Origin of the sequence: Staphylococcus sp. HMSC34G04 (genome assembly GCF_001838765.1) — a bacterium.
GTDB classification, from domain to species: domain Bacteria; phylum Bacillota; class Bacilli; order Staphylococcales; family Staphylococcaceae; genus Staphylococcus; species Staphylococcus epidermidis.
This window is the reverse complement of sequence record NZ_KV838739.1, coordinates 276,654-303,263: the sequence shown is the minus strand read 5'-3', so window position 1 is coordinate 303,263 and position 26,610 is coordinate 276,654. Positions and strand designations below refer to the sequence as shown.

Sequence of the window (26,610 nt, the reverse complement as noted above, 5' to 3'; positions counted from 1 at the left end):
GAGAACTCAGATTATTACTGCACATGCTAAATTTACATTTCTAGGACAGAAAAAGCTCCAATTTCATTTTCTTGAAATTGGAGCTTTAAGTTTAATTATTTATGAAACTTTATAATCGAATATAGAGTTTAAATTGAATAGACGTGTAAATGTATTGCCTGAGTTACCTTGACTGGCACCATTTGAACTATTCGAGCTGTTTCCACTTGATGCTGAGTTAGAGCCACCATTTGATGAAGAAGAGGTATCGCTACTTCCATGAACACTACGGTTAGTAGTATTATTGTCAGAATGACCCGATACAGATAGACTGTCCGGTGAACTTCCTTGTACATCATTAGGCTTTTTGAAATCTTCACCATCTTTAGATGAGATACTAGACATCACATCTTCATACAAGTATTGTGGATACTCTTGTTCTGAATGACCGATAAATGAATTTGTTCCGTATTGTTTAACCTTATTGAAGCCCATCCATACCGACATAGTATATTCTGGACTGAAACCATTAATCCAAACATCTTTGGCAGCATTATCAGGTAAATTATACTTTTCGTATATTTCTTGTCCATACGTACCAGTACCAGTTTTCGCACCCATGTTTACGCCTGACACACCATGTCCATAAGCCGAACCATATGCTTTAAATGTACCTTTAAGAATTTCAGCTAACATATATGATGTATAGTCTTTCATAGCTTTGTGACTCGTATGTTCATACTCAATTGTATCTCCTTCATGAGTAACAACTTTTTGTATTGAATGCGCGTTATTATAAGTACCACCATTTGCTATTGCTGCAAAAGCGGAAGCTAGTTGAGTAGGTGAGAATTCTGATGAAGATCCACCTAATACTTCTGAAGGTCCAATTTTGCCACTATAATCCAATCCTAATTTAGATGCAAATTTCTGAGGTGCATCATTACCAGCTTGACTTTTAACTTGTTGCCAAGTTTTTAAAGCTGGAATATTGAAACTTTGACGCAATGCATCATAGATAGAAACTGTTCCATGGCCTTTCGTATCATAGTTCTTGAATTGAGAACCATCTACCCAATATGATGATTCGTCTTGAATCGCATGATTTGTTGACCACTTCATATTTTCTATTGCAGGTCCATAAGCTAAGAAAGGTTTTAATGATGAACCAGTAGGGTGAGGGTCAGTAGCTTGGTTTCTTTCAACAACATTTTTATAATTACGTCCACCTGAGATCGCAACTAATCCACCAGTTTTACTATCTAGAATTGTTGCACCAACTTGTTGGTCTTCATTCTTGTAGAAAGAACCATTGTTAATTCGATCTTGTAACGTTTGTTGAACATCTTTATCCATATTAGTATAAATTTTTATACCACTTTGAAGAACTGAACCTAAATTTTTATCCTTAAAGTACTTGTTATTCATTAATTCAGATTGAACGAAATTAACGTAAGAATCATACTCAGGATTTTTTTCATTTCCAGTGACTTGACGTTCTTTTTTAGTACGTTCAACTAAGTTAGCTTTAAGATCAATCTTCTTCGCATCCGCATATTGTTTATCATTAATACGGTTATGTTTATGCATAAGATAAAGCACAGTATCTTTACGATTATTAGCTTCCTTAGGATTGTTGTAAATGTTGTAAAGGTTAGGAACTTGAGGTAAACCAGCTAGATAAGCTTCTTCAGCTAAATTTAAATCCTTCATATCTTTGTTGAAGTAATATTTAGCGGCGGCCTTAATTCCAGTAACGCCATCCGAATAATAAATCTTATTCATGTAAACTTGGAATATTTCATCTTTGCTGTACTCTTGTTCTAATCTATAAGAAAGATAAGCTTCTTGTGCTTTACGACCGATAGATTTTTGTTGTGTCAAGAATGAGTCTTTTACAACTTGTTGTGTAAGTGTAGACGCACCTTGCGAACCAAATCCACCTGTTAAGTTTTTACCAATGGCACCAAATAAACGTTTGTAATCTAATGCTCCATGTTGGTAGAAACGGTTATCTTCAGTAGCTAAAACAGCATTTTTCATGTCTTTAGGAACATCTTTGATATTCACATGTTCATGTCGCTGTCCGTTATCAAGTGTTTTTACAAGTTCTCCGTTTTTATCGTAAATCTTTGCTGGAATTGGATCATCTAATTTTGATTCGCTAAATGCTGGAGCTTTCCACGCATAATATGCAAACAACAAGATACCGAGTAGCAATAGAACGAAAAAGGCAATAATCATAAAACCTATAATCTTAATAATCGTTCTCTTTACATTCCTATTCTTTTTTCCATTGGACTTCCCATTGTTGTTCTTTTTAGGTTGGGAAGACCCTTTATTTTCCGTCATACGCGGTCCTCACTTTCATCTAATATCAACTTATCAACTGCCTTGAGGTAATTCAATCTTGGTTGATATTGATAAGGAATATGGTAACCATTTTTCCGAATTTCTTCAACAGTTATCGACTTTTTAATATTATTAATGTATCTTTGCCAATATTTTTCAAATTTTGAATAGGGTAAAAGATACACTTCATCAAGTGATTTAAAACGTATCATTAAAAAGACAATTCCTTTTTGATGATATGTATTTTTCATATGTTCTACTTGATGTGCATGAATATTATTGAGTGGAAATGAAGTTTTGTTCTTAGTTTCTTTAGCTTCAAAATCAATGTAATATCCATTATAGACACCATTATAATCAGTTGTTGAAGGAGTGCGAAAATAAGCCTCATTTATTACAGCCTTACTACGTTTCGGATAGTGAACATTAACTATTTGAACCGGAGTTGGCTTTTTATGAATAACTGCTATGCCACTTTTAAGATAGAAAGTATTCGATTGTTCAATATCTTTCTCAAGTGTCATACCTCGTCCACCATATTCAATATTACTTGAAAATGGCGAACTCTTACGTCCGTCCAAAGGCTTATTTTTAGAGTATGGTTTACCATTTGGATAATTCATCATAATTCACCACACAAGTTTGTTCCTATTTTATACTAAATGATTATTTAAAATTATAAAATTAAAACAAACTATCGTATTTGAATGTATATGTCACAAAGAAAACATACATCAATCACTATTTTAACTTGCTTATGCCAATCTGTCACGATTTCTTTCATAAATGAAAGATAAATGTAATCTTCAAGTTAATAAAATTCCATAAATTTCATATTTTTTTTTATTTAGTATTACTAATAGAATTTAACAAACCAAAAATATCATTTTCTAATTTTTTACTCTATGTATATTTCCATGACTTTCGGATTTATAATATGTTAAATTAATTAAGTAGGAGGCATCTAAATGTATCAAATCATTAAACAATTGTTAGAGGATATTGATGAAATGAATTATAGGTATCAACATGTAAAAATTAACGGCGGTTCATTCGATTTTTATAAAGATGTTGAACCCTATGTCAAAAATATTGATAATCATTTAGAGGCACTCAACTGTTACTCAAAAAGCATTACAGAAACACAATATATGAGCCAACAAAAGTTAGATTTATTGATATTAAATATACAAAAGCTTTCTGTAGATTGTCATTTTCCTAGAACGAGCCGTAAATTATTTGTCGAAAAACTTAAAAGTGCCCAGTACGATTTAAAAAATATTTTATCGAATTATGTTTAGTGAGGAAAAAAATGGTTAAAACTGTTTATATTACTGGCTATAAATCTTTTGAACTCAATATCTATAAAGATGATGCACCAGAAGTATATTATTTAAAGCAATTTATAGCTCATAAATTAAAACATCTTCTAGATGAAGGTTTAGAGTGGGTATTGATACAAGGACAAATGGGTATAGAATTATGGTCTGCTGAAGTAGTGATTGAACTAAAAAAAGACTTCCCAGATATTAAACTAGGTATAATTACGCCATTTCTAGGTTATACACAACGATGGAATGATAAGAATCAAGCTAAGTATACAAATATTATACAACAAGCCGATTTTACTGAAAGCATTCATCACACTGAGTATATGGGTGCCTATCAATTTAAACAAGCAGATCAATTCATGCTTGATCATACCGATTACACTATTTTAATTTATGATGATGAACAAGAGGCAAGCCCTAAATACTTTAAGGCTATGTTAGTTGAATTTATGGAAAAAACAAACTATACTTGTGATATTGTGACGTTTGATGAACTCACTGACTTCATCAACGACTTGCAGTGGTCTCAAGATCAAAGTTTCGAATGAGGTGGAAAAAAAGATGTCAGATGTTTCATTAAAATTATCAGCGAAAGATATTTATGAAAAAGATTTCGAAAAAACTATGGCAAGAGGCTATAGAAGAGAAGAAGTAGACGCTTTTTTAGATGATATCATTACAGATTATCAAAAAATGGCGGATATGAACAATGAAGTAGTAAAGCTTTCTGAAGAAAATCACAAATTAAAAAAAGAACTTGAGGAATTAAGATTACGTGTTGCTACATCAAGACCACAAGACAATAAAAACTTTTCTTCAAATAATTCAAGCAGTGCTTCAAATAATGTAGATATTTTAAAACGTATTTCAAACCTTGAAAAAGCAGTATTCGGTAAATAAAATTTTTACTTATTTCGTATAAATTTTATGACTTTACACTTAAAATTATGTTATAATCTCAAAAGTGATATTTCGGGTAATCGCTATAGCAATATAGAGGAAAGTCCATGCTCACACAATCTGAGATGATTGTAGTGTTCGTGCTTGATGAAACAATAAATCAAGGCATTAATTTGACGGCAATGAAATAACCTAAGTCATTTGATATGGTTAGAATAGTTTGAAAGTGCCACAGTGACGTAGCTTTTATAGAAATATAAAAGGTGGAACGCGGTAAACCCCTCGAGTGAGCAATCCAAATTGGGTAGGAGCACTTGTTTAGCGGAATTCAACGTATAAACGAGACGATTTTTACGCGAAAGTAAAAATATGTAGACAGATGGTTACCACCGACGTACCAGTGTAACTAGTACACATTATGAGTACAACGGAACAGAACATGGCTTACAGAAATATCATCACTAGTTTAGCTCTCCCATTTATGGAGAGCTTTTTTAATTGAAATCATAATTGATTTAGAATAATTTGTTACAATATACACTTTACATTTATGGTTTTCCGCTTCAAAATTAAATTAATTAATACTTATAAATATTAAAATTATACATATATTGATTCAATAAATTAAAAGGAGACTCGGTCATGTTTCAATTATTAGCAGTATGTCCAATGGGATTAGAAGCAGTTGTAGCTAAAGAAATACAAGAATTAGGTTACGATACACAAGTAGAAAACGGTCGTATCTTTTTTGAAGGTGATGAAAGTGCTATTGTTAGATGTAACTTATGGTTACGTACCGCAGACCGAATAAAAATTGTAATGGGTCGATTCAATGCTACTACTTTCGACGAATTATTTGAGCAAACAAAGTCATTACCATGGGAGACCGTAATTGACAAAGAAGGTAATTTCCCGGTTCAAGGGCGGAGTGTAAAATCAACATTATATAGTGTACCTGACTGCCAAGCAATTACTAAAAAGGCTATAGTAGAACGACTTAAGCATGCTTATCAAGAAAAAGGATGGCTAAGTGAAACAGGCGCCAAATATCCTGTAGAAGTAGCAATATTAAAAGATAATGTATTATTGACCATTGATACTGCTGGTTCTGGACTCAACAAGCGAGGTTATCGCATTGCTCAAGGTGAAGCACCCATTAAAGAAACATTGGCAGCAAGCCTCATTCGTTTAGCAAATTGGAATGGTAACACACCTTTAATTGATCCTTTCTGTGGTTCAGGCACCATTGCTATCGAAGCATGTCTTATTGCACAAAATATTGCTCCTGGTTTTAATAGGGATTTTGTATCTGAACAATGGAATATGATGCCACCTAATATTTATGACAAATTTCGTGATGAAGCTGATCAATTGGCTGACTATGATAAAGACATACAAGTATATGCTTCTGATATTGATCCAGAAATGATTGAAATTGCAAAGCGTAATGCAGAAGAAGTTGGTCTCGGAGATATCATACAGTTCAATGTTAAAGATGTGAATACTTTGTCTATTGATACCGACATGCCTGTAGCACTTGTTGGCAATCCACCGTATGGTGAAAGAATTGGAGATCGTGAAGAAGTTGAAGAAATGTATCGTTATATAGGTACACTTTTGAAACAACATCCTCATTTATCGGCCTATATATTAACAAGTAACAAAGAATTTGAATACTTAGTTAATCGAAAAGCGACTAAAAGACGTAAGTTGTTCAACGGGTATATTGAATGTACGTACTATCAGTATTGGGGTAAAAAGCAAAGTAATAAAAATTAAATTTTACATTTTATAATACTTGTGTAATTATAGTAATTATTCAAGTACTATTTATTCGCACTCTTATCTTGACTGTAGTACAGTTAAATAGGAGTGTTTAATTTTATTAAAAAATAAGTCATATACTAAAAATGTATCATATTTTAATTAGAAAGGGGCTTTTAAATATGAAGACTGTTTTGATTGTAGGCGCAAATGGTAGAGTATCTATCGAAGCGACAAAAATTTTCCTAGAGAACTCAAGATTTAATGTTGATTTATTTTTGAGAAATGCGCATCGTATACCTGATTACGCCTCTAATAGAATTAAAGTTTATGAGGGAGACGCTAAAAATATTGAGGATTTAGAAAGTGCTTTAAACAATGTTGATGTTGTTTTTGCAAGTTTATCGGGATCACTTGATAAACAAGCTGAAACTATCGTAAAAGCCATGGATAACAAAAATGTTAAGAGACTGATTTTTGTAGCAGCTCCTGGTATTTATGATGAACTACCAGAACCATTCAATCAATGGAATAAAGAACAATTTGGCGAAAAATTGAATCGCTACCGCAAAGCATCTGATATTATAGAAAATTCAGATTTAGATTACACAATAATACGTCCAGGCTGGCTTACAGATAAAAATGAAAATGTATATGAGATCACAGCAAAGAACGAAACATTTAAAGGTACTGAAGTATCACGTAAAAGTGTAGCATCTTTAGCAGTACAAATTGCCAAAAACCCAGAACTACACTCTAAAGAAAATATTGGTGTGAATAAACCTAATACAGAAGGTAATAAACCTGCTTGGTTCAATTAGTATAAAGTTTGTATCTACATGCATGGGTTTTCAATCAATATTATGATAGAATTTGAAATAGATAAATAAGCTTTAATTTAGGGCAAGTCATCATGGCTGCCTTATTTTTTTGAATTTATTGCTAATTATCATAAAATAAATTGTACAATATTACTTAAATTCAAACAGGGGATTATCTTTCATTCAATTATAAAAACAAGATAGAATTCATTTATTATACTTCTAATATCTTTGATGAAAGTTACAATAATCATTTAGCTACAGATACTTTTCATTTAAATTTAATTTACCTTTCAAATAATTTTGAATTCTGATTTTGTTACTTTAATCGAGTAAAAATACTGTGATTTATCACTGAACTAAAGGGGTAATACTTATGGCAATAAATGAACAATTAGATACTTTATATAAATTAAAAAAAGAATTGGAAAAATCTAATAACAGACCTTTAATTAATACTATTAATCAAGTAATAAAAAAAGTTTATTTAAATCAATACACCGCAACATTTGTAGGACATTTCTCAGCTGGAAAATCAACGTTAATTAATTTGTTATTAGAACAAGATATACTACCAAGTTCTCCAGTACCAACAACGAGCAATACAGCTATCGTTTCAGTAGCCAAGGAAGACGAAATCATTGCCAACCTTACACAACAACAATATACAAAATTAAAAACGTACAACGATGTTAAACAAATGAATCGTCAAAATGTCGATGTAGAATCGATAGAAATTAATTTTCCATCAAACAAATTTAATCTAGGGTTTACATTTCAAGATACACCGGGTGTTGACTCTAACGTTGCAACGCATCAGTCGAGTACAGAGCAATTTATGTATACAAGTAACTTGTTGTTTTATACAGTAGACTATAATCATGTCCAATCAGCGTTGAACTTTAAATTTATGAAACGTATTAATGAAGCTGGTATACCAATTATTTTTGTGATTAATCAGATTGATAAACATAATGAAGAAGAAATTACATTTGAAACTTTTAAATCAAGAGTCGAAAAATCAATCAAAGACTGGGATATCAAACTTCAAGATACTTATTACGTTTCAAAGTTTGATCATCCACAGAATGAAATTGACAAACTTTCAAATTTTCTAGTATTTATGGATCAACATCGTGAATCAACAGAAGACTATGTTAATAGAACAATTCAATTCATTACCGACGCACAATACATATACATTCAAAATGAAATGCAATCTATTCTTGACACCCTTCAAATTAATGAAGAACAATTCGAGGAAGCATATATTCAATTTCAACAAAATCAAGAAGTCAGCGCAGAAGCACAATTGCTCAATGACTCTAATCAATTATTTAATTATTTAAAACAGAAGCGTAAAGATATATTAGATAATGCTTATATCATGACGTACGATATGCGTGAATCTTTACGGAATTATTTAGAAAGCATGGCAACTGATTTTAAAGTGAATGGATTTTTTAATAAAAGGAAGAAAAAAGAAGAAGAACAAATCAAACGACTTAATGAGGCGACCACTCAATTGCAAGAGAAAGTTAATCAACAAGTACGACAACCACTTCGTGAAGATATGTCATTTTTAACTAGATTCATAAATAAACATGCTGTGAATGAAAAAATACTAAATCAAGATTATGACGTCGTTCCGTCACTTATATCAGAGCTATATCAAACTCAAACGAGCATTAGCAACACATACGTTTTAACATTTTCAGATGAAGTTATAAAAGCTTTGAATAAAAAAATAGAAAATGAGTCAACGCCACTATTTGAAGAAGCTGTCAATCATGTACAAGTTAATGAATTATCAAGTGATGAAAATGAAGATAGGTATGAATATGATAGATACATTGAACTTAACACATTAAAGGATTCGCTTACATCCCACAACTACAAACATTACTATATCCATTTAGACGATTCTTTAGATAAATTAATTGGAAGAACAGAGACTCATTTTGAACTTAAACAAGAAAATTCGACTGCTTATCATCGTAAACATGAGACACAACATAGTAAAGAGTTTGTTACATCTAATCAAGATATTAAGCGTGCATTAGATATCGTTAAAGATGTACCATTATTTGATCGCACTAAACAAGATATCACCGATACCATTCAGAGACTCGATAATCAAATAACAAAAGTAGGTGTTTTTGGTACATTTAGCGCAGGTAAAAGCAGCTTAATCAACGCTCTACTAGGTGATAACTATTTAGTTAGTTCTCCTAATCCAACAACAGCGGCAACGACGGAATTATCATATGGTAAAGAGAGTCAAATCACATTAAAATCTAAAGAGCAATTACTAGAGGAAGTTAATCATGTACTAGAATTTTATGAAATATCATTTAACACCTTAGACAACTTTATTGAGAGCGATTTAGAGAAGTTAAAATCGAAACTAGAAAAGAACCAACTTGCATTTATTAGTGCAATTGAGAAACATTATGAAATGTACACGTCAATGCTAGAACATTCACTTATACACACAGTATCGCTTGAAGAAATTAAAAAGTGGAGTGCCGAGGATGAGTATGCCACTTTCGTGAAAACTGTACACCTTAAGCTACCTTTAGATTGGCTTAAGGGTAAAATCATTATTGATTCACTGGGTTTACATTCCAATAATCAAAGACACACGAATGAAACTGAACAAATTCTCACTTCTTCTGACCTTATTTTGTATGTAACTTACTTCAATCATTCATTTACAGATAACGACAAAGCCTTTATCGAACATATGAAAGATATGAATCAATTAAATGAAAATCAAGCTTTTAAAATGATAATTAATGCGGTTGACCTAGCAGAAGATAAACAGGATATACAAGCCGTTGAGGATTATGTTGCAGATGCACTGGGGCAAGTTAACTTACACTCTGATATATATAGTGTTTCAAGTCGTCAAAGTTTAAATGGGAATAACATTGGCATAAATGAATTAAGAGAAAGTATACAATACTTTGCAAAGGTTGAATCTAGAACAATTTTAGAGCAGCAGATGACTTATCAATTGCAACAAATGAATAACTCCTTTAAAAAAATGATTAAAGATTTTCACGATGACAACGCAAAATTATCAGCTAGACAACATAAATTAAATCACTATAAAAACCAAACCCTATTAAATCAAGAGTTGATTGATACAACTGCACAACGTACTTTCAATGAAGTAGAAGAACAAGTATATCATCTAAATGAACGGTTAAAACTACAACTTTTAGATGAGGTTAAATCTGTGTTTAATAGTCAGATGACACAAAATAACGACTTTAATGAGGAAAAGAAAATTTCAACTAAAATATATTTAGATCAAATTCATCAACGCTTATTCTTAGAGCAATCACTTATCACAGAAAGGATTAAAAAATATTTTAATTCACAACTAGAAGAACAAATCCTACCAGTCATGAAAAAGTTAAATCAGATTCATGTTATTATAAATGCAAAATTTAATGTTGAGCCATTACTCGTTGATACGGCGTTACTTCAAATTGAACTTAATTCAATGTTGCAATCACTACCAAAACAGTTAACTAAACGTAAAATAGTTAATCCAAAGTCACAAAAGGATATACAAGTACACATAGCTAATCAAACTCTTGAATTATTACAAGATGATTTGAACTCATTGCGCCGACAATTAAATGATTATATCCATGAGATGACTCAACTTGCCGAACATCAATTTCAAATGTTGGAGACATCCATTCAACAACAAATTGATGAGTTACTTTCATTCACTATCGATGATACATTAATACAACAACTAGAATTGAAAACGACACAATTAGACAATATTTTATAGTAGAAAGAAGGATTAAAAATGCCTCAAAGAGTATTGCTCGTTGATGGAATGGCTTTATTATTTAGACATTTTTATGCAACAAGCTTACACAATCAATTTATGTACAATTCTAAAGGAATTCCTACAAATGGTATTCAAGGTTTTGTAAGACATATTTTTAGCGCTATCAAGGAAATCGAACCTACTCACGTAGCAGTTTGTTGGGATATGGGGCAAGAAACATTCAGAAATGAAATGTATGATGGCTATAAACAAAATCGCCCAGCACCTCCTGATGAACTTATTCCTCAATTTGATTATGTTAAAGAAATATCCCATCAGTTTGGTTTTGTAAATGTTGGTAAGCGTAATTATGAAGCTGATGATATTATTGGCAGTTTAGCTGAAACATATTCACAAGAACATGAAGTTTATATCATTACCGGAGACCGAGACTTACTCCAATGCATTAATCATAATGTAGAAGTTTGGCTTATTAAAAAAGGTTTTACAATCTATCAACGTTACACGCTTGATCGTTTCATTGATGAATACGGGCTTAATCCTCAACAATTAATAGATGTTAAAGCTTTTATGGGTGATACTGCAGATGGCTATTCTGGTGTAAAAGGGATAGGTGAAAAAACGGCAATTAAATTGATTCAAAATCATGGAACTGTCGAAAATGTAGTGAACAATTTATCATCACTAACTCCCGCTCAACAGAAAAAAATAACAAATAATTTAAATCATCTGCATTTATCAAAGTCACTCGCAGAAATATATACGAAAGTTCCAATTGAAACAGACAAACTTTTTAAAGAGATGACATATGCTCATACACTAAATGAGATTTTATCCATTTGTAATGAACATGAACTATACGTTTCAAGTAAATATATTGCAAGTCACCTCTAACCATAAACCAATGAACATTTCATTTAGATATTGTTCATTGGTTTTTTTAATATCAATAAGCATCTCCATCAAAAATATAAATATTTTATTAAAACTTTGTGAATTAATTTCACAAAGTTATCTTAAAGTGATATTATTGTTTAGAACAAATAAATTGTTGTTCAAAATGCTATTGTGATAAATGAAGAGCAAACCGAAATCAAATGGTCGGAACATCTGCTCTTTTTTATTGAGCAAATGTATAAGTTATTCATTGTCAAAATTATCAACATTAAATACGTATAATTTTCAAATCACATCAAACAACAAAGAAAAAACATCAAGAATAGGAGTGGCAATAGCTTTGAATAATCGTGATAAATTACAAAAATTTAGTATCCGAAAATACGCAATTGGAACATTTTCTACTGTGATTGCAACACTTGTGTTCATGGGTATCAATCCAAACCATGCAAGTGCCGACGAGTTGAATCAAAATCAAAAGTTAATTAAACAATTAAATCAAACAGATGATGATGATTCGAATACGCATAGTCAAGAAATCGAAAATAACAAACAAAATTCAGCTGGGCAGACTGAATCATTAAGTTCATCAACTAGTCATAATCAAGCAAATGCACGACTGTCGGATCAAGTCAAAGACCCTAATGAAACATCGCAACAATTACCTACAAATGTTTCTAATGATAGTATCAATCAATCGCATAATGAAACAAATATGAATAACGAACCATTGCAAGTTGATAATAGTACTATGCAAGCACATAGTAAAAAAGTAAGCGATAGCAATGGAAATACTTCTGGAAATGAACATCATAAACTAACAGAAAATGTACTTGCGGAAAGCCGAGCAAGTAAAAATGACAAAGAAAAAGAGAATCTACAAGAGAAAGATAAACCACAGCAAGTACAGCCACCATTAGATAAAAATGCATTACAAGCTTTTTTTGACGCATCATACTACAATTACAGAATGATTGATAGAGATCGTGCGGATACAACAGAATATCAAAAAGTCAAATCTGCTTTTGACTACGTCAATGACCTACTAGGTAATAATCAAAATATTCCTTCAGAACAGCTTGTTTCGGCATATCAACAATTAGAAAAAGCATTAGAACTTGCACGTACGTTACCACAACGATCTACTACAGAAAAACGTGGTAGAAGAAGTACGAGAAGTGTTGTTGAGGAACGATCATCAAGAAGCGATTATTTAGATGCAAGAACTGAATATTATGTTTCAAAAGATGATGATGATTCTGGTTTCCCTCCTGGTACTTTCTTCCATGCTTCAAATAGAAGATGGCCTTATAATTTACCAATATCTAGGAACATCTTACGTGCTTCTGATGTACAAGGTAATGCTTATATCACTACAAAACGACTTAAAGATGGATATCAATGGGATATTTTATTTAATAGTAATCATAAAGGTCATGAATATATGTACTATTGGTTTGGACTTCCAAGTGATCAAACACCAACTGGTCCTGTAACTTTCACTATTATTAACCGTGATGGTTCAAGTACATCTACTGGTGGAGTGGGATTTGGATCAGGTGCACCACTACCTCAATTTTGGAGATCAGCAGGTGCTATTAATTCTAGCGTAGCGAATGATTTTAAACATGGCTCCGCTACAAATTATGCATTTTATGATGGTGTTAATAATTTTTCTGACTTTGCTAGAGGGGGAGAATTATACTTCGACAGAGAAGGCGCTACACAAACTAATAAATATTATGGCGATGAAAACTTCGCAATGTTAAATAGTGAGAAACCAGATCAAATAAGAGGATTAGATACAATATATAGTTTTAAAGGTAGTGGTGATGTAAGTTATCGTATTTCATTTAAAACTCAAGGAGCTCCAACTGCAAGATTGTATTATGCTGCTGGCGCGCGTTCTGGTGAATATAAACAAGCAACGAACTATAACCAACTCTATGTCGAACCTTATAAGAATTATCGAAATCGAGTACAGTCAAATGTCCAAGTTAAAAATCGTACACTTCATTTAAAAAGAACAATCAGACAATTCGATCCTACATTACAGAGAACTACTGATGTTCCTATTTTGGATAGTGACGGTTCCGGAAGTATTGATTCGGTATACGACCCATTAAGTTATGTAAAGAATGTGACTGGTACAGTCCTAGGTATTTATCCATCTTATCTTCCTTATAATCAGGAAAGATGGCAGGGAGCTAATGCCATGAATGCCTATCAAATTGAAGAACTTTTTTCACAAGAAAATCTTCAAAATGCAGCACGTTCAGGCCGTCCAATTCAATTTCTTGTAGGTTTTGATGTTGAAGATAGCCATCATAACCCTGAAACTCTTTTACCAGTAAATTTATATGTAAAACCTGAGTTAAAACATACAATTGAGTTATATCACGATAATGAAAAACAAAATAGAAAGGAATTTTCAGTATCGAAACGAGCGGGCCATGGTGTTTTCCAAGTAATGAGTGGAACGCTTCATAACACTGTAGGATCAGGAATATTACCTTATCAACAAGAGATACGTATCAAACTTACTAGTAATGAACCAATTAAAGATAGTGAATGGTCTATTACAGGATATCCTAACACGCTTACATTACAAAACGCTGTGGGTAGAACAAATAATGCTACTGAAAAAAACTTAGCTCTTGTTGGTCATATTGATCCAGGAAATTATTTCATCACTGTTAAGTTTGGTGATAAAGTAGAACAATTTGAAATTAGATCAAAACCAACACCACCAAGAATCATTACAACTGCTAATGAATTACGTGGAAACCCTAATCACAAGCCTGAAATAAGAGTAACAGATATACCAAATGATACTACTGCTAAAATCAAACTTGTGATGGGCGGAACCGATGGTGATCATGATCCAGAAATAAATCCATATACTGTCCCTGAGAACTACACAGTAGTTGCAGAAGCATACCATGATAATGATCCAAGTAAAAATGGGGTCTTAACATTCCGTTCATCAGACTACCTTAAAGATCTACCATTAAGCGGTGAATTAAAGGCAATTGTTTATTACAATCAATATGTACAATCAAACTTTAGTAATAGCGTTCCGTTTAGTAGTGATATAACACCACCTACAATTAATGAACCAGCAGGATTAGTTCATAAGTATTACAGGGGAGATCATGTAGAAATTACTCTTCCAGTCACTGATAATGCTGGCGGTTCAGGTTTAAGAGATGTAAACGTCAATTTACCTCAAGGTTGGACAAAATCTTTTACAATCAATCCTAATAATAATACTGAGGGTACGCTTAAGTTAATTGGTAATATTCCTAGTAATGAAGCATATAATACGACATATCATTTCAATATAACTGCAACTGATAATTCTGGAAATACAACAAATCCAGCTAAAACCTTTATTTTAAATGTTGGTAAGTTGGCTGATGATTTAAATCCAGTCGGATTATCTAGAGATCAACTACAATTAGTGACAGACCCTTCTTCATTATCTAATTCAGAACGAGAAGAAGTAAAAAGAAAAATAAGTGAAGCAAATGCTAATATAAGATCATATTTATTACAAAATAACCCAATACTCGCTGGAGTAAACGGCGACGTTACATTTTATTATAGAGATGGTTCTGTAGATGTTATTGATGCTGAAAATGTAATCACATATGAGCCCGAAAGAAAATCCATTTTCAGTGAAAATGGTAATACAAATAAAAAAGAAGCAGTAATCACTATTGCTAGAGGACAAAACTATTCCATTGGTCCAAACTTGAGAAAATATTTCTCATTAAGTAATGGTTCGGATTTACCTAATAGAGATTTCACCTCTATATCAGCTATTGGATCTTTACCTTCATCGAGTGAAATTAGTCGACTCAATGTTGGAAATTATAACTATAGAGTTAATGCTAAAAACGCTTATCATAAGACTCAACAAGAACTTAATTTAAAACTTAAAATAGTAGATGTTAATGCACCTACTGGTAATAATCGTGTATATAGAGTTAGTACTTATAATTTAACTAATGATGAAATCAATAAAATCAAACAAGCATTTAAAGCAGCTAATTCTGGACTTAATTTAAACGATAACGATATCACTGTTTCGAATAACTTCGATCATAGAAATGTTAGTAGTGTGACAGTAACTATACGTAAGGGCGATTTGATAAAAGAGTTTTCATCAAATCTAAATAATATGAATTTCTTACGTTGGGTTAATATTAGGGATGATTATACTATTTCGTGGACTTCTAGTAAGATTCAAGGCAGAAATACAGATGGTGGATTAGAGTGGTCACCAGATCATAAATCTCTTATTTATAAATATGATGCAACATTAGGTAGACAAATAAATACTAATGACGTGTTAACTTTACTTCAAGCAACAGCTAAAAGCTCAAATTTACGTTCAAATATCAATAGTAATGAAAAACAGTTAGCAGAACGAGGGTCTAATGGGTATTCTAAATCTATAATTAGAGATGATGGTGAGAAATCTTATTTACTTAACTCAAATCCTATTCAAGTATTAGACTTAGTAGAACCAGATAATGGTTACGGTGGACGTCAAGTCAGTCATTCTAACGTTATATATAATGAAAAAAATTCTTCTATCGTAAATGGTCAAGTTCCAGAAGCTAATGGGGCATCCGCTTTTAATATTGATAAAGTTGTTAAAGCCAATGCGGCAAATAATGGTATTATGGGTGTTATCTATAAGGCACAATTATACTTAGCACCATACAGTCCAAAAGGTTACATCGAAAAATTAGGCCAAAATTTAAGCAATACCAATAACGTGATTAATGTTTATTTTGTACCTTCTGATAAAGTAAATCCTAGTATAAGTGTAGGTAATTACGACCATCATACGGTATATTCTGGTGAAACATTTAAAAATACTATCAATGTAAATGATAATTATGGATTAAATACAGTAGCTTCTACAAGTGATAGTGCAATTACTATGACCAGAAACAACAACGAGTTAGTAGGTCAGGCTCCTAATGTTACTAATAGCACAAATAAAATTGTAAAAGTTAAAGTCACAGATAAAAGTGGAAATGAAAGTATTGTTTCTTTCACAGTAAATATAAAACCATTAAACGAGAAATATAGAATAACAACTTCATCAAGCAATCAAACACCAGTGAGAATTAGTAATATTCAAAACAATGCTAACCTTTCAATTGAAGATCAAAATAGAGTAAAATCTTCACTCAGCATGACTAAAACTTTAGGTACAAGAAATTATGTCAACGAGTCAAATAATGACGTTCGTAGTCAAGTTGTAAGTAAAGTAAATAGAAGTGGAAACAATGCTACAGTTAATGTTACAACTACATTTTCTGATGGCACAACTAATACAATAACTGTTCCAGTTAAACATGTGTTATTAGAGGTTGTACCTACTACTAGAACAACAGTAAGAGGACAACAATTTCCAACCGGCAAAGGAACTTCCCCAAATGATTTCTTTAGTTTAAGAACGGGAGGTCCAGTTGATGCGAAAATAGTTTGGGTTAATAATCAGGGACCCGATATAAACAGTAATCAAATTGGTAGAGATTTAACATTACACGCTGAAATATTCTTTGATGGTGAAACAACACCAATTAGAAAAGATACGACTTACAAACTTAGTCAATCTATTCCAAAGCAAGTATATGAAACAACTATCAATGGTCGATTTAATTCATCAGGCGATGCATATCCAGGAAATTTTGTTCAAGCAGTAAATCAATATTGGCCAGAACATATGGACTTCAGATGGGCCCAAGGATCAGGTACACCAAGTTCTCGTAATGCAGGTTCATTTACTAAAACAGTTACGGTAGCTTATCAAAACGGCCAAACTGAAAACGTTAATGTACTATTCAAAGTCAAACCAAATAAACCTGTTATTGATAGTAATAGTGTGATTTCAAAAGGACAATTGAATGGTCAACAAATTTTAGTTCGAAATGTTCCACAAAATGCACAAGTCACTCTATATCAATCAAATGGAACTGTTATTCCTAATACAAGTACAACTATAGATTCTAACGGTATAGCTACTGTAACAATTCAAGGCACTCTACCAACCGGAAATATTACTGCTAAAACCTCAATGACAAATAATGTAACGTACACTAAACAAAATAGTAGTGGAATTGCTTCAAATACAACTGAAGATATAAGTGTTTTTTCAGAAAACAGTGATCAAGTAAATGTTACCGCTGGCATGCAAGCTAAAAATGATGGTATTAAAATAATTAAAGGTACAAACTATAATTTTAATGACTTCAATAGTTTCATAAGTAATATACCAGCGCATTCTACTCTTACATGGAACGAGGAACCTAATACTTGGAAAAACAACATTGGTACTACAACAAAAACTGTTACAGTTACTCTACCTAATCATCAAGGTACGAGAACTGTAGATATTCCAATAACAATCTATCCCACAGTTACAGCTAAGAATCCAGTAAGAGATCAAAAAGGGCGAAACTTAACCAATGGTACTGACGTTTATAATTATATTATTTTTGAAAATAATAACCGTCTTGGAGGAACAGCTTCTTGGAAAGACAATCGTCAACCTGATAAAAACATAGCCGGTGTACAAAATTTAACTGCACTTGTTAATTATCCTGGCATATCTACACCATTAGAAGTTCCTGTTAAAGTGTGGGTATATAATTTTGATTTCCCTCAACCTATCTACAAAATTCAAGTAGGTGATACATTCCCTAAAGGAACATGGGTAGGCTATTACAAACATCTTGAAAATGGTGAGGGATTACCAATAGATGGTTGGAGATTTTATTGGAACCAGCAAAGTACAGGAACTACTAGTGATCAATGGCAATCATTAGCATATACTAGAACTCCTTTTGTTAAAACTGGTACTTATGATGTCGTTAATCCTAGCAACTGGGGTGTTTGGCAAACATCACAATCAGCTAAATTTATAGTTACAAATGCTAAACCTAATCAACCAACCATAACTCAGTCTAAAACTGGTGATGTAACAGTAACACCTGGTGCTGTGCGTAATATACTAATTAGTGGGACAAATGATTATATCCAAGCATCTGCAGATAAGATTGTTATTAATAAAAATGGAAATAAATTAACTACTTTTGTTAAAAATAATGATGGCCGTTGGACTGTTGAAACTGGGTCACCTGACATAAATGGTATCGGACCAACAAATAACGGAACTGCTATATCTTTAAGTCGATTAGCAGTTAGACCTGGGGATTCAATAGAAGCAATAGCGACTGAAGGTTCCGGAGAAACTATAAGTACTGCAGCAACTAGTGAAATTTATATTGTCAAAGCTCCACAACCTGAGCAAGTAGCAACTCATACTTATGATAATGGAACATTCGATATATTACCTGACAATTCACGTAATTCTTTAAATCCAACTGAACGTGTCGAAATTAATTACACTGAAAAATTAAATGGCAATGAAACACAAAAATCATTCACTATTACTAAAAATAACAACGGCAAATGGACGATAAATAATAAACCAAATTATGTCGAGTTCAATCAGGATAACGGTAAAGTTGTATTTTCAGCCAATACAATTAAACCTAATTCTCAAATTACAATAACTCCTAAAGCAGGTCAGGGTAACACTGAAAACACAAATCCTACTGTAATTCAAGCACCTGCGCAACATACTTTAACAATCAATGAAATTGTTAAAGAACAGGGTCAAAATGTAACTAATGATGATATTAATAATGCGGTTCAAGTGCCAAATAAAAATAGAGTTACGATTAAACAAGGAAACGCTCTTCCAACAAATTTAGCTGGTGGTAGTACATCACATATTCCAGTAGTTATTTATTACAGTGATGGAAGTTCTGAAGAAGCTACTGAGACTGTTAGAACTAAAGTTAATAAAACCGAATTAATCAATGCACGTCGTCGCCTAGATGAAGAAATTAGTAAAGAGAATAAAACACCATCAAGTATCAGAAACTTTGATCAAGCTCTGAATCGTGCTGAATCACAAATTAATACCGCTAAAAGTGAAGCTGACCAAGTTATAGGCACAGAATTTGCAACACCTCAACAAGTAAATTCAGCGTTATCCAAAGTTCAAGCGGCACAAAATAAAATAAATGAAGCTAAAGCATTATTACAAAACAAGGCTGATAATAGTCAACTCGTGAGAGCAAAAGAACAATTACAACAAACGATTCAACCAGCCGCTTCAACTGATGGTATGACTCAAGATAGCACAAGGAACTATAACAATAAACGCCAAGCTGTTGAACAAGCAATACAACATGCAAATGACGTTATAAATAATGGAGACGCGACATCCCAACAAATTAATGATGCTAAAAATACAGTTGAACAGGCACAGAGAGAATATGCTGAAGCCAAAAGCAACTTACGTGCTGATAAGTCACAGTTACAAAGTGCTTATGATACGTTGAATAGAGATGTGTTAACAAATGATAAAAAGCCAGCATCTGTAAGACGCTATAATGAGGCCATTTCAAATATTAGAAGTGAATTAGATACAGCTAAAGCTGATGCAAGTAGTACTTTGCGAAACACTAATCCTTCCGTTGAACAAGTTAGAGACGCTTTAAATAAAATAAATACTGTTCAACCTAAAGTGAATCAAGCAATTGCTTTACTTCAACCAAAAGAAAATAATTCAGTACTTGTACAAGCTAAAAAACGTTTACAAGACGCTGTAAATGACATACCTCAAACACAAGGTATGACCCAACAAACAATTAATAATTATAATGACAAACAACGTGAAGCTGAAAGAGCACTTACTTCTGCACAAAGAGTGATTGATAATGGGGATGCTACAACTCAAGAAATTACTTATGAAAAATCTAAAGTAGAGCAAGCAATGCAAGCATTAACTAATGCTAAAAGTAGTCTGAGAGCTGATAAGAATGAATTACAGACAGCATATAACAAATTAATTGAGAACGTATCTACTAACGGTAAAAAACCGGCGAGTATACGTCAATACGAAACAGCCAAAGCCAGAATACAAAATCAAATTAATGATGCTAAAAATGAAGCGGAGCGAATTTTAGGTAACGATAATCCACAAGTCTCACAAGTAACTCAAGCCTTGAACAAAATCAAAGCTATTCAACCAAAATTAACCGAAGCAATCAACATGCTTCAAAACAAAGAAAATAATACAGAATTAGTCAATGCTAAAAACAGACTTGAAAATGCAGTAAATGATACAGATCCAACACACGGTATGACACAAGAAACAATTAATAATTACAACGCTAAAAAGCGAGAAGCTCAAGATGAAATACAAAAAGCGAACACGATTATTAATAATGGAGATGCTACCGCTCAAGATATTTCTTCTGAAAAATCTAAAGTAGAGCAAGTATTACAAGCATTACAAAATGCTAAGAATAACTTAAGAGCTGATAAAAGAGAATTACAGACTGCATACAATAAACTTATACAAAATGTTAATACCGATGGTAAAAAACCATCTAGTATTCAAAACTATAAGTCTGCAAGACGAAATATCGAAAACCAATATAATACCGCTAAAGACGAAGCTCATAATGTTCTTGAAAATACAAACCCTACTGTAAATGCAGTAGAGGATGCCCTACGTAAGATAAATGCAATTCAACCAGAGGTTACAAAAGCTATTAATATGCTTCAAGATAAAGAAGATAATAGCGAACTCGTCAGAGCAAAAGAAAGATTAGATCAAGCCATTAATAGTCAACCATCACTAAATGGTATGACTCAAGAATCTATTAATAATTACACAGCAAAACGTAGAGATGCACAAAATATAGCAAGTTCTGCTGAGACTATTATTAATAATGGAGATGCATCTATAGAACAAATAACAGAAAATAAAATTCGAGTTGAAGATGCAACTAATGCACTTAATGAAGCAAAACAACATTTAACTGCAGATACAACTTCGTTAAAAACTGAAGTACGAAAATTAAGTAGGAGAGGCGACACAAACAACAAAAAACCTAGCAGTGTTAGTGCTTATAACAATACTATTCATTCGCTACAATCTGAAATTACACAGACTGAAAATAGAGCAAATGCTATCATCAATAAGCCTATTCGTTCTGTTGAAGAAGTAAATAATGCATTACATGAAGTAAAGCAATTGAACCAACGCTTAACAGATACGATTAACTTACTACAACCTTTAGCGAATAAAGAAAGCTTAAAAGAATCTCGTAATCGACTTGAAAGTAAAATTAATGAAACCGTTCAAACAGAAGGTATGACTCAACAATCTGTTGAAAATTATAATCAAACTAAAATAAAAGCTCAAAATGAATCTAGTATTGCACAAACTCTTATTGATAATGGTGATGCATCTGATCAAGAAGTTTCTACAGAAATAGAAAAATTAAATCAAAAGCTGTCTGAATTAACAAATTCAATCAATCACTTAACAGTTAATAAAGAACCTTTAGAAACTGCTAAAAATCAATTACAAGCAAATATTGACCAAAAACCTAGCACTGATGGTATGACGCAACAATCTGTACAAAGCTATCAACGTAAATTACAAGAAGCTAAAGATAAAATAAATTCAATTAATAATGTCTTAGCGAACAATCCAGATGTTAGTGCCATCAGAACAAACAAAGTTGAAGCAGAACAAATCAATAACGAGTTAACACAAGCGAAACAAGGTCTTACTGTTGATAAACAACCATTGATTAATGCAAAAACTGCTTTGCAACAAAGTTTAGATAATCAACCAAATACAACTGGTATGACTGAAGCAACAATTCAAAATTATAACGCTAAACGTCAAAAAGCTGAGCAAGCTATTCAAAAGGCAAATAAAGTAATTGAAAACGCTCAACCTAGCGTACAACAAGTGTCTGCTGAGAAATCTAAGGTAGAGCAAGCACTCAATGAATTGAACAACGCCAAATCAGCGCTTAGAGCTGATAAAGAAGAATTACAGCATGCATATGACCAGTTGATTCAACCAACGGATTTAAATAATAAGAAACCAGCTACTATCAATGCGTACAATCAAAGATATCAACAATTTAGTAATGAATTGAACAATACTAAAACAAATGCTGACCGAATTTTAAAAGAGCAAAACCCAAGTGTAGCTAACGTCAACAATGCACTAAATAAAGTAAGAGAAGTACAACAAAAATTAAACGAAGCCAGAGCACTTTTAGAAAATAAAGAAAACAACGACGAACTAGTTCGAGCAAAAGAGCAACTTCAACAAGCAGTTGATCAAGTTCCTTCAACTGAAGGAATGACGCGACAAACTAAAGATGATTACAATTCAAAACAACAAGCTGCTCAACAAGAAATAACAAAAGCACAACAAGTTATCGATAATGGCGATGCGACTACACAACAAATTTCTAACGCAAAAACAAATGTTGAACGCGCTTTAGAAGCATTAAATAATGCAAAAACTGGTTTAAGAGCAGACAAAGAGGAACTTCAAAATGCATATAATCAATTAACTCAAAATATTGATACGAGCGGTAAAACGCCATCAAGTATTAAGAAATACAATGAAGCTAAGTCTCGTATTCAATCTCAAATTGATTCAGCTAAAAATGAAGCAAACAGTGTTTTAACAAATGACAATCCTCAAGTATCACAAGTGACTGCTGCGTTAAACCATATAAAATCCGTTCAACCTGAACTAGATAAAGCAATCTCATTATTACAGAATAAAGAAAACAATGATGCATTAGTTCAAGCAAAACAACGACTTGAACAAATTGCTAATGAAGCAGATCCAACACAAGGCATGACAACAGATACTGCTAATAGCTATAAATCCAAAAAACTTGAAGCTGAAGATGAAATACAAAAGGCTCAACAAATCATTAACAATGGCGATGCCACTGAACAACAAATTAGTAACGAAACAAATAGAGTAAATCAAGCGATTAATGCATTAAATAAAGCTAAAAACGATTTACGTGCTGATAAGTCTCAATTAGAACACGCTTATAACCAACTAATACAAAATGTTGATACAAATGATAAAAAAACTGCAAGTATTCAACAATACCAAGCTGCTCTACAAGCCATTGAGACACAATACAATAACACTAAATCAGAAGCACATCAAATTCTTGAAAATGGTAACCCTTCAGTTAATGAAGTAGCACAAGCATTACAAAAAGTTGAAGCCGTACAACTTAAAGTTAACGACGCGATTCATATGCTTCAAGATAAAGAAGATAACAGTGCACTTGTCACAGCAAAAAATCAACTTCAACAAGCAGTTAATGATCAACCATTAACAACAGGTATGACTCAAGCTTCTATTAATAACTATGAAGCTAAGAGAAATGAGGCTCAAAGTGCTATCAGAAATGCAGAATCTGTCATCAACAATGGCGATGCATCAGCAAAACAAATTTCAGACGAGAAATCTAAAGTTGAACAAGCACTAGCACATTTGAATGAGGCTAAACAACAATTGACTGCAGACACGAGTCAATTACAAACAGCTGTTCAACAATTAAACCGAAGAGGCGATATAAATAATAAAAAGCCAAGAAGTATCAGTGCCTATAATAAAGCAATTAAATCATTAGAAACACAAATTACGTCTGCTAAAGATAATGCCAACGCTGTGATACAAAAACCTATACGTACTGTTCAAGAAGTAAATAATGCATTACAACAAGTGAATCAGTTGAATCAACAATTAACTGAAGCAATTAGTCAACTTCAGCCACTATCAAATAATGATGCATTAAAAGCTGCAAGATTAGAGTTAGAAAATAAAATAAATCAAACAGTACAAACTGACGGTATGACGCAACAATCTGTAGACGCTTATCAAAACGCTAAACGTGAAGCCCAAAATGAATCTAACACTGCTTTAGCATTAATTAATAATGGTGATGCCACTGAACAACAAATTACAACTGAAACAGACCGAGTTAATCAGCAAACTACAAACTTAACTCAAGCAATCAATGGGTTAACAGTTAATAAAGAACCATTAGAAACCGCAAAAACAGCGTTACAAAATAACATCGACCAAGTACCTAGTACAGATGGTATGACTCAGCAATCAGTTGCTAATTATAATCAAAAACTACAAATAGCTAAAAACGAAATTAACACAATTAATAACGTTTTAGCTAACAATCCTGATGTTAATGCAATTAGAACAAATAAAGCAGAAGCGGAACGAATCAGTAATGATTTAACACAAGCTAAGAATAACTTACAAGTTGATACTCAACCTTTAGAAAAAATAAAAAGACAACTACAAGATGAAATTGATCAAGGTACTAACACAGATGGAATGACTCAAGATTCAGTGGATAACTATAATGATAGCTTAAGTGCAGCAATTATAGAAAAAGGCAAAGTAAATAAATTACTTAAACGTAATCCGACAGTAGCACAAGTTAAAGAAAGCGTTGCTAATGCACAACAAGTTATACAAGATTTACAAAATGCTCGTAATTCACTTGTTCCAGACAAAACTCAACTTCAAGAAGCTAAAAATAGATTAGAAAATAGTATTAACCAACAAACAGATACTGACGGTATGACTGAAGATTCACTTAATAATTACAATGATAAATTAACTAAAGCTAGACAAAATCTTGAAAAAATCACTCAAGTTTTAAACGGCCAACCTACAGTAGCTGAAATAAGACAGAACACTAGCGAAGCTAATAGTCATACACAAGCGTTAGACACTGCTCGTTCTCAACTTACATTAAATAGAGAGCCATATATCAATCATATAAATAATGAAAGTCATTTAAATAACGTGCAAAAAGATAATTTTAAAGCTCAAGTTAACTCAGCACCTAATCATAATGCTTTAGAAACGATTAAAAACAAGGCAGATACTTTAAATCAATCTATGACAGAATTAAGTGAAAGTATTGCAGATTACGAAAATCAAAAACAACAAGAAAATTATTTAGATGCATCTAACAATAAACGTCAAGACTATGACAATGCAGTCAATGCGGCTAAAGGAATTCTCAACCAAACTCAAAGTCCGACTATGGGTGTTGATGTGATTAATCAAAAAGCTGAAGAAGTAAAACGTACTAAAGATGCTCTTGACGGAAATCATAGATTAGAAGAAGCTAAACAACTAGCAATAGCTCATTTAAATACCTTAAATGATTTAAACGATGCTCAGCGACAAGCTTTAACTGATACTATAAATCACTCTCCAAACATCAATTCAGTAAATCAAGCTAAAGATAAAGCTAATACTGTTAACACAGCAATGACTCAACTGAAACAAACTATTGCTAACTATGACAATGAATTGCATGACGGCAATTACATTAATGCAGATAAAGACAAACAAGATGCTTACAATAACGCTGTTACCAATGCTAAACAACTGATTAGTCAATCTGATGCTAATCAAGCTCAACTTGATCCAGCTGAAATTAATAAAGTTACACAAAGAGTCAATACGACTAAAAATGATTTAAATGGTAATGACAAATTAGTTGAAGCTAAAAGGGATGCTAATACAACCATCGATGGTTTAACTTATCTAAATGAAGCTCAACGTAACAAAGCTAAAGAAAATGTAGGCAAAGCTTCTACAAAAACAAATATTGCGAGTCAGTTACAAGATTACAATCAGTTGAATACTGCTATGCAAGCATTACGTAACAGTGTGAACGATGTTAACAACGTCAAAACGGGCAGCAATTATATAAATGAAAATAATGGTCCAAAAGAAGCTTACAATCAAGCTGTTACTCAT

10 protein-coding genes and 1 other RNA gene (1 of these 11 cut by a window edge) are annotated in these 26,610 nt (G+C 32.4%); 9 read left to right on the top strand and 2 right to left on the bottom strand.

Translation table 11 applies throughout. The features are described from left to right. Positions 1-99: 99 nt before the first annotated feature. Both HMPREF3241_RS08080 and recU read right to left on the bottom strand, forming a co-directional pair. Positions 100-2,331 (bottom strand): transglycosylase domain-containing protein, encoded by a 2,232-nt coding sequence (locus HMPREF3241_RS08080; protein WP_002446456.1) that lies wholly within the window; start codon positions 2,329-2,331, stop codon positions 100-102. Further along, a complete protein-coding gene (gene recU, locus HMPREF3241_RS08075) occupies positions 2,328-2,954 on the bottom strand; it encodes a Holliday junction resolvase RecU (RefSeq protein WP_002476769.1) in 627 nt (208 codons plus the stop codon). Before recU ends, HMPREF3241_RS08080 begins: the two co-directional genes overlap by 4 nt. Before the next feature lie 345 nt (positions 2,955-3,299). On the opposite strand from recU, the gene HMPREF3241_RS08070 reads away from it, so the two are divergent. From HMPREF3241_RS08070 to ebh, 9 genes are all read left to right on the top strand, one after another. Beyond that, complete coding sequence (locus tag HMPREF3241_RS08070; protein ID WP_002457676.1) at positions 3,300-3,632, top strand: YppE family protein; 333 nt, start codon at positions 3,300-3,302, stop codon at positions 3,630-3,632. Positions 3,633-3,643: 11 nt separating this feature from the next. Beyond that, positions 3,644-4,210 (top strand): SLOG family protein, encoded by a 567-nt coding sequence (locus HMPREF3241_RS08065; protein ID WP_002475224.1) that lies wholly within the window; start codon positions 3,644-3,646, stop codon positions 4,208-4,210. A 13-nt stretch (positions 4,211-4,223) separates the two neighbouring features. Further along, positions 4,224-4,562 carry a cell division regulator GpsB gene (gene gpsB, locus HMPREF3241_RS08060; protein WP_001831034.1) on the top strand — a complete coding sequence of 113 codons (339 nt, stop codon included), beginning with the start codon at positions 4,224-4,226 and terminating at the stop codon, positions 4,560-4,562. A 68-nt stretch (positions 4,563-4,630) separates the two neighbouring features. Continuing rightward, an RNA gene (gene rnpB / locus HMPREF3241_RS08055) (RNase P RNA component class B) lies at positions 4,631-5,014 on the top strand. A gap of 190 nt (positions 5,015-5,204) precedes the next feature. Next, entirely contained in the window at positions 5,205-6,341 is a 1,137-nt protein-coding gene (locus HMPREF3241_RS08050; RefSeq protein ID WP_002499766.1) for a THUMP domain-containing class I SAM-dependent RNA methyltransferase, read from the top strand. 167 nt (positions 6,342-6,508) lie between these two features. Then, complete coding sequence (locus tag HMPREF3241_RS08045; RefSeq protein ID WP_001831317.1) at positions 6,509-7,147, top strand: SDR family oxidoreductase; 639 nt, start codon at positions 6,509-6,511, stop codon at positions 7,145-7,147. A 376-nt stretch (positions 7,148-7,523) separates the two neighbouring features. Beyond that, on the top strand, positions 7,524-10,961 hold the full coding sequence (locus tag HMPREF3241_RS08040; RefSeq protein WP_070853584.1) for a dynamin family protein: 3,438 nt from the start codon (positions 7,524-7,526) through the stop codon (positions 10,959-10,961). Between the two features lie 18 nt (positions 10,962-10,979). After that, on the top strand, positions 10,980-11,858 hold the full coding sequence (locus HMPREF3241_RS08035) for a 5'-3' exonuclease (RefSeq protein WP_002457673.1): 879 nt from the start codon (positions 10,980-10,982) through the stop codon (positions 11,856-11,858). Between the two features lie 343 nt (positions 11,859-12,201). Continuing rightward, positions 12,202-26,610 carry the start of a hyperosmolarity resistance protein Ebh gene (gene ebh, locus HMPREF3241_RS08030; protein WP_070853583.1) on the top strand. The gene runs 16,041 nt beyond the window's last position, so the window shows 14,409 of its 30,450 coding nt (coding positions 1-14,409); its start codon is at positions 12,202-12,204; its stop codon lies off the right edge, out of view.

Excerpts from the sequence above, each read along its gene's own strand:
- HMPREF3241_RS08050 (WP_002499766.1), top strand. The coding sequence starts at position 5,205 with ATGTTTCAATTATTAGCAGTATGTCCAATGGGATTAGAAGCAGTTGTA.
- HMPREF3241_RS08045 (WP_001831317.1), top strand. The coding sequence starts at position 6,509 with ATGAAGACTGTTTTGATTGTAGGCGCAAATGGTAGAGTATCTATCGAA.
- HMPREF3241_RS08080 (WP_002446456.1), bottom strand. The coding sequence starts at position 2,331 with ATGACGGAAAATAAAGGGTCTTCCCAACCTAAAAAGAACAACAATGGG.
- HMPREF3241_RS08070 (WP_002457676.1), top strand. The coding sequence starts at position 3,300 with ATGTATCAAATCATTAAACAATTGTTAGAGGATATTGATGAAATGAAT.
- HMPREF3241_RS08040 (WP_070853584.1), top strand. The coding sequence starts at position 7,524 with ATGGCAATAAATGAACAATTAGATACTTTATATAAATTAAAAAAAGAA.
- gpsB (WP_001831034.1), top strand. The coding sequence starts at position 4,224 with ATGTCAGATGTTTCATTAAAATTATCAGCGAAAGATATTTATGAAAAA.
- recU (WP_002476769.1), bottom strand. The coding sequence starts at position 2,954 with ATGAATTATCCAAATGGTAAACCATACTCTAAAAATAAGCCTTTGGAC.
- HMPREF3241_RS08035 (WP_002457673.1), top strand. The coding sequence starts at position 10,980 with ATGCCTCAAAGAGTATTGCTCGTTGATGGAATGGCTTTATTATTTAGA.
- HMPREF3241_RS08065 (WP_002475224.1), top strand. The coding sequence starts at position 3,644 with ATGGTTAAAACTGTTTATATTACTGGCTATAAATCTTTTGAACTCAAT.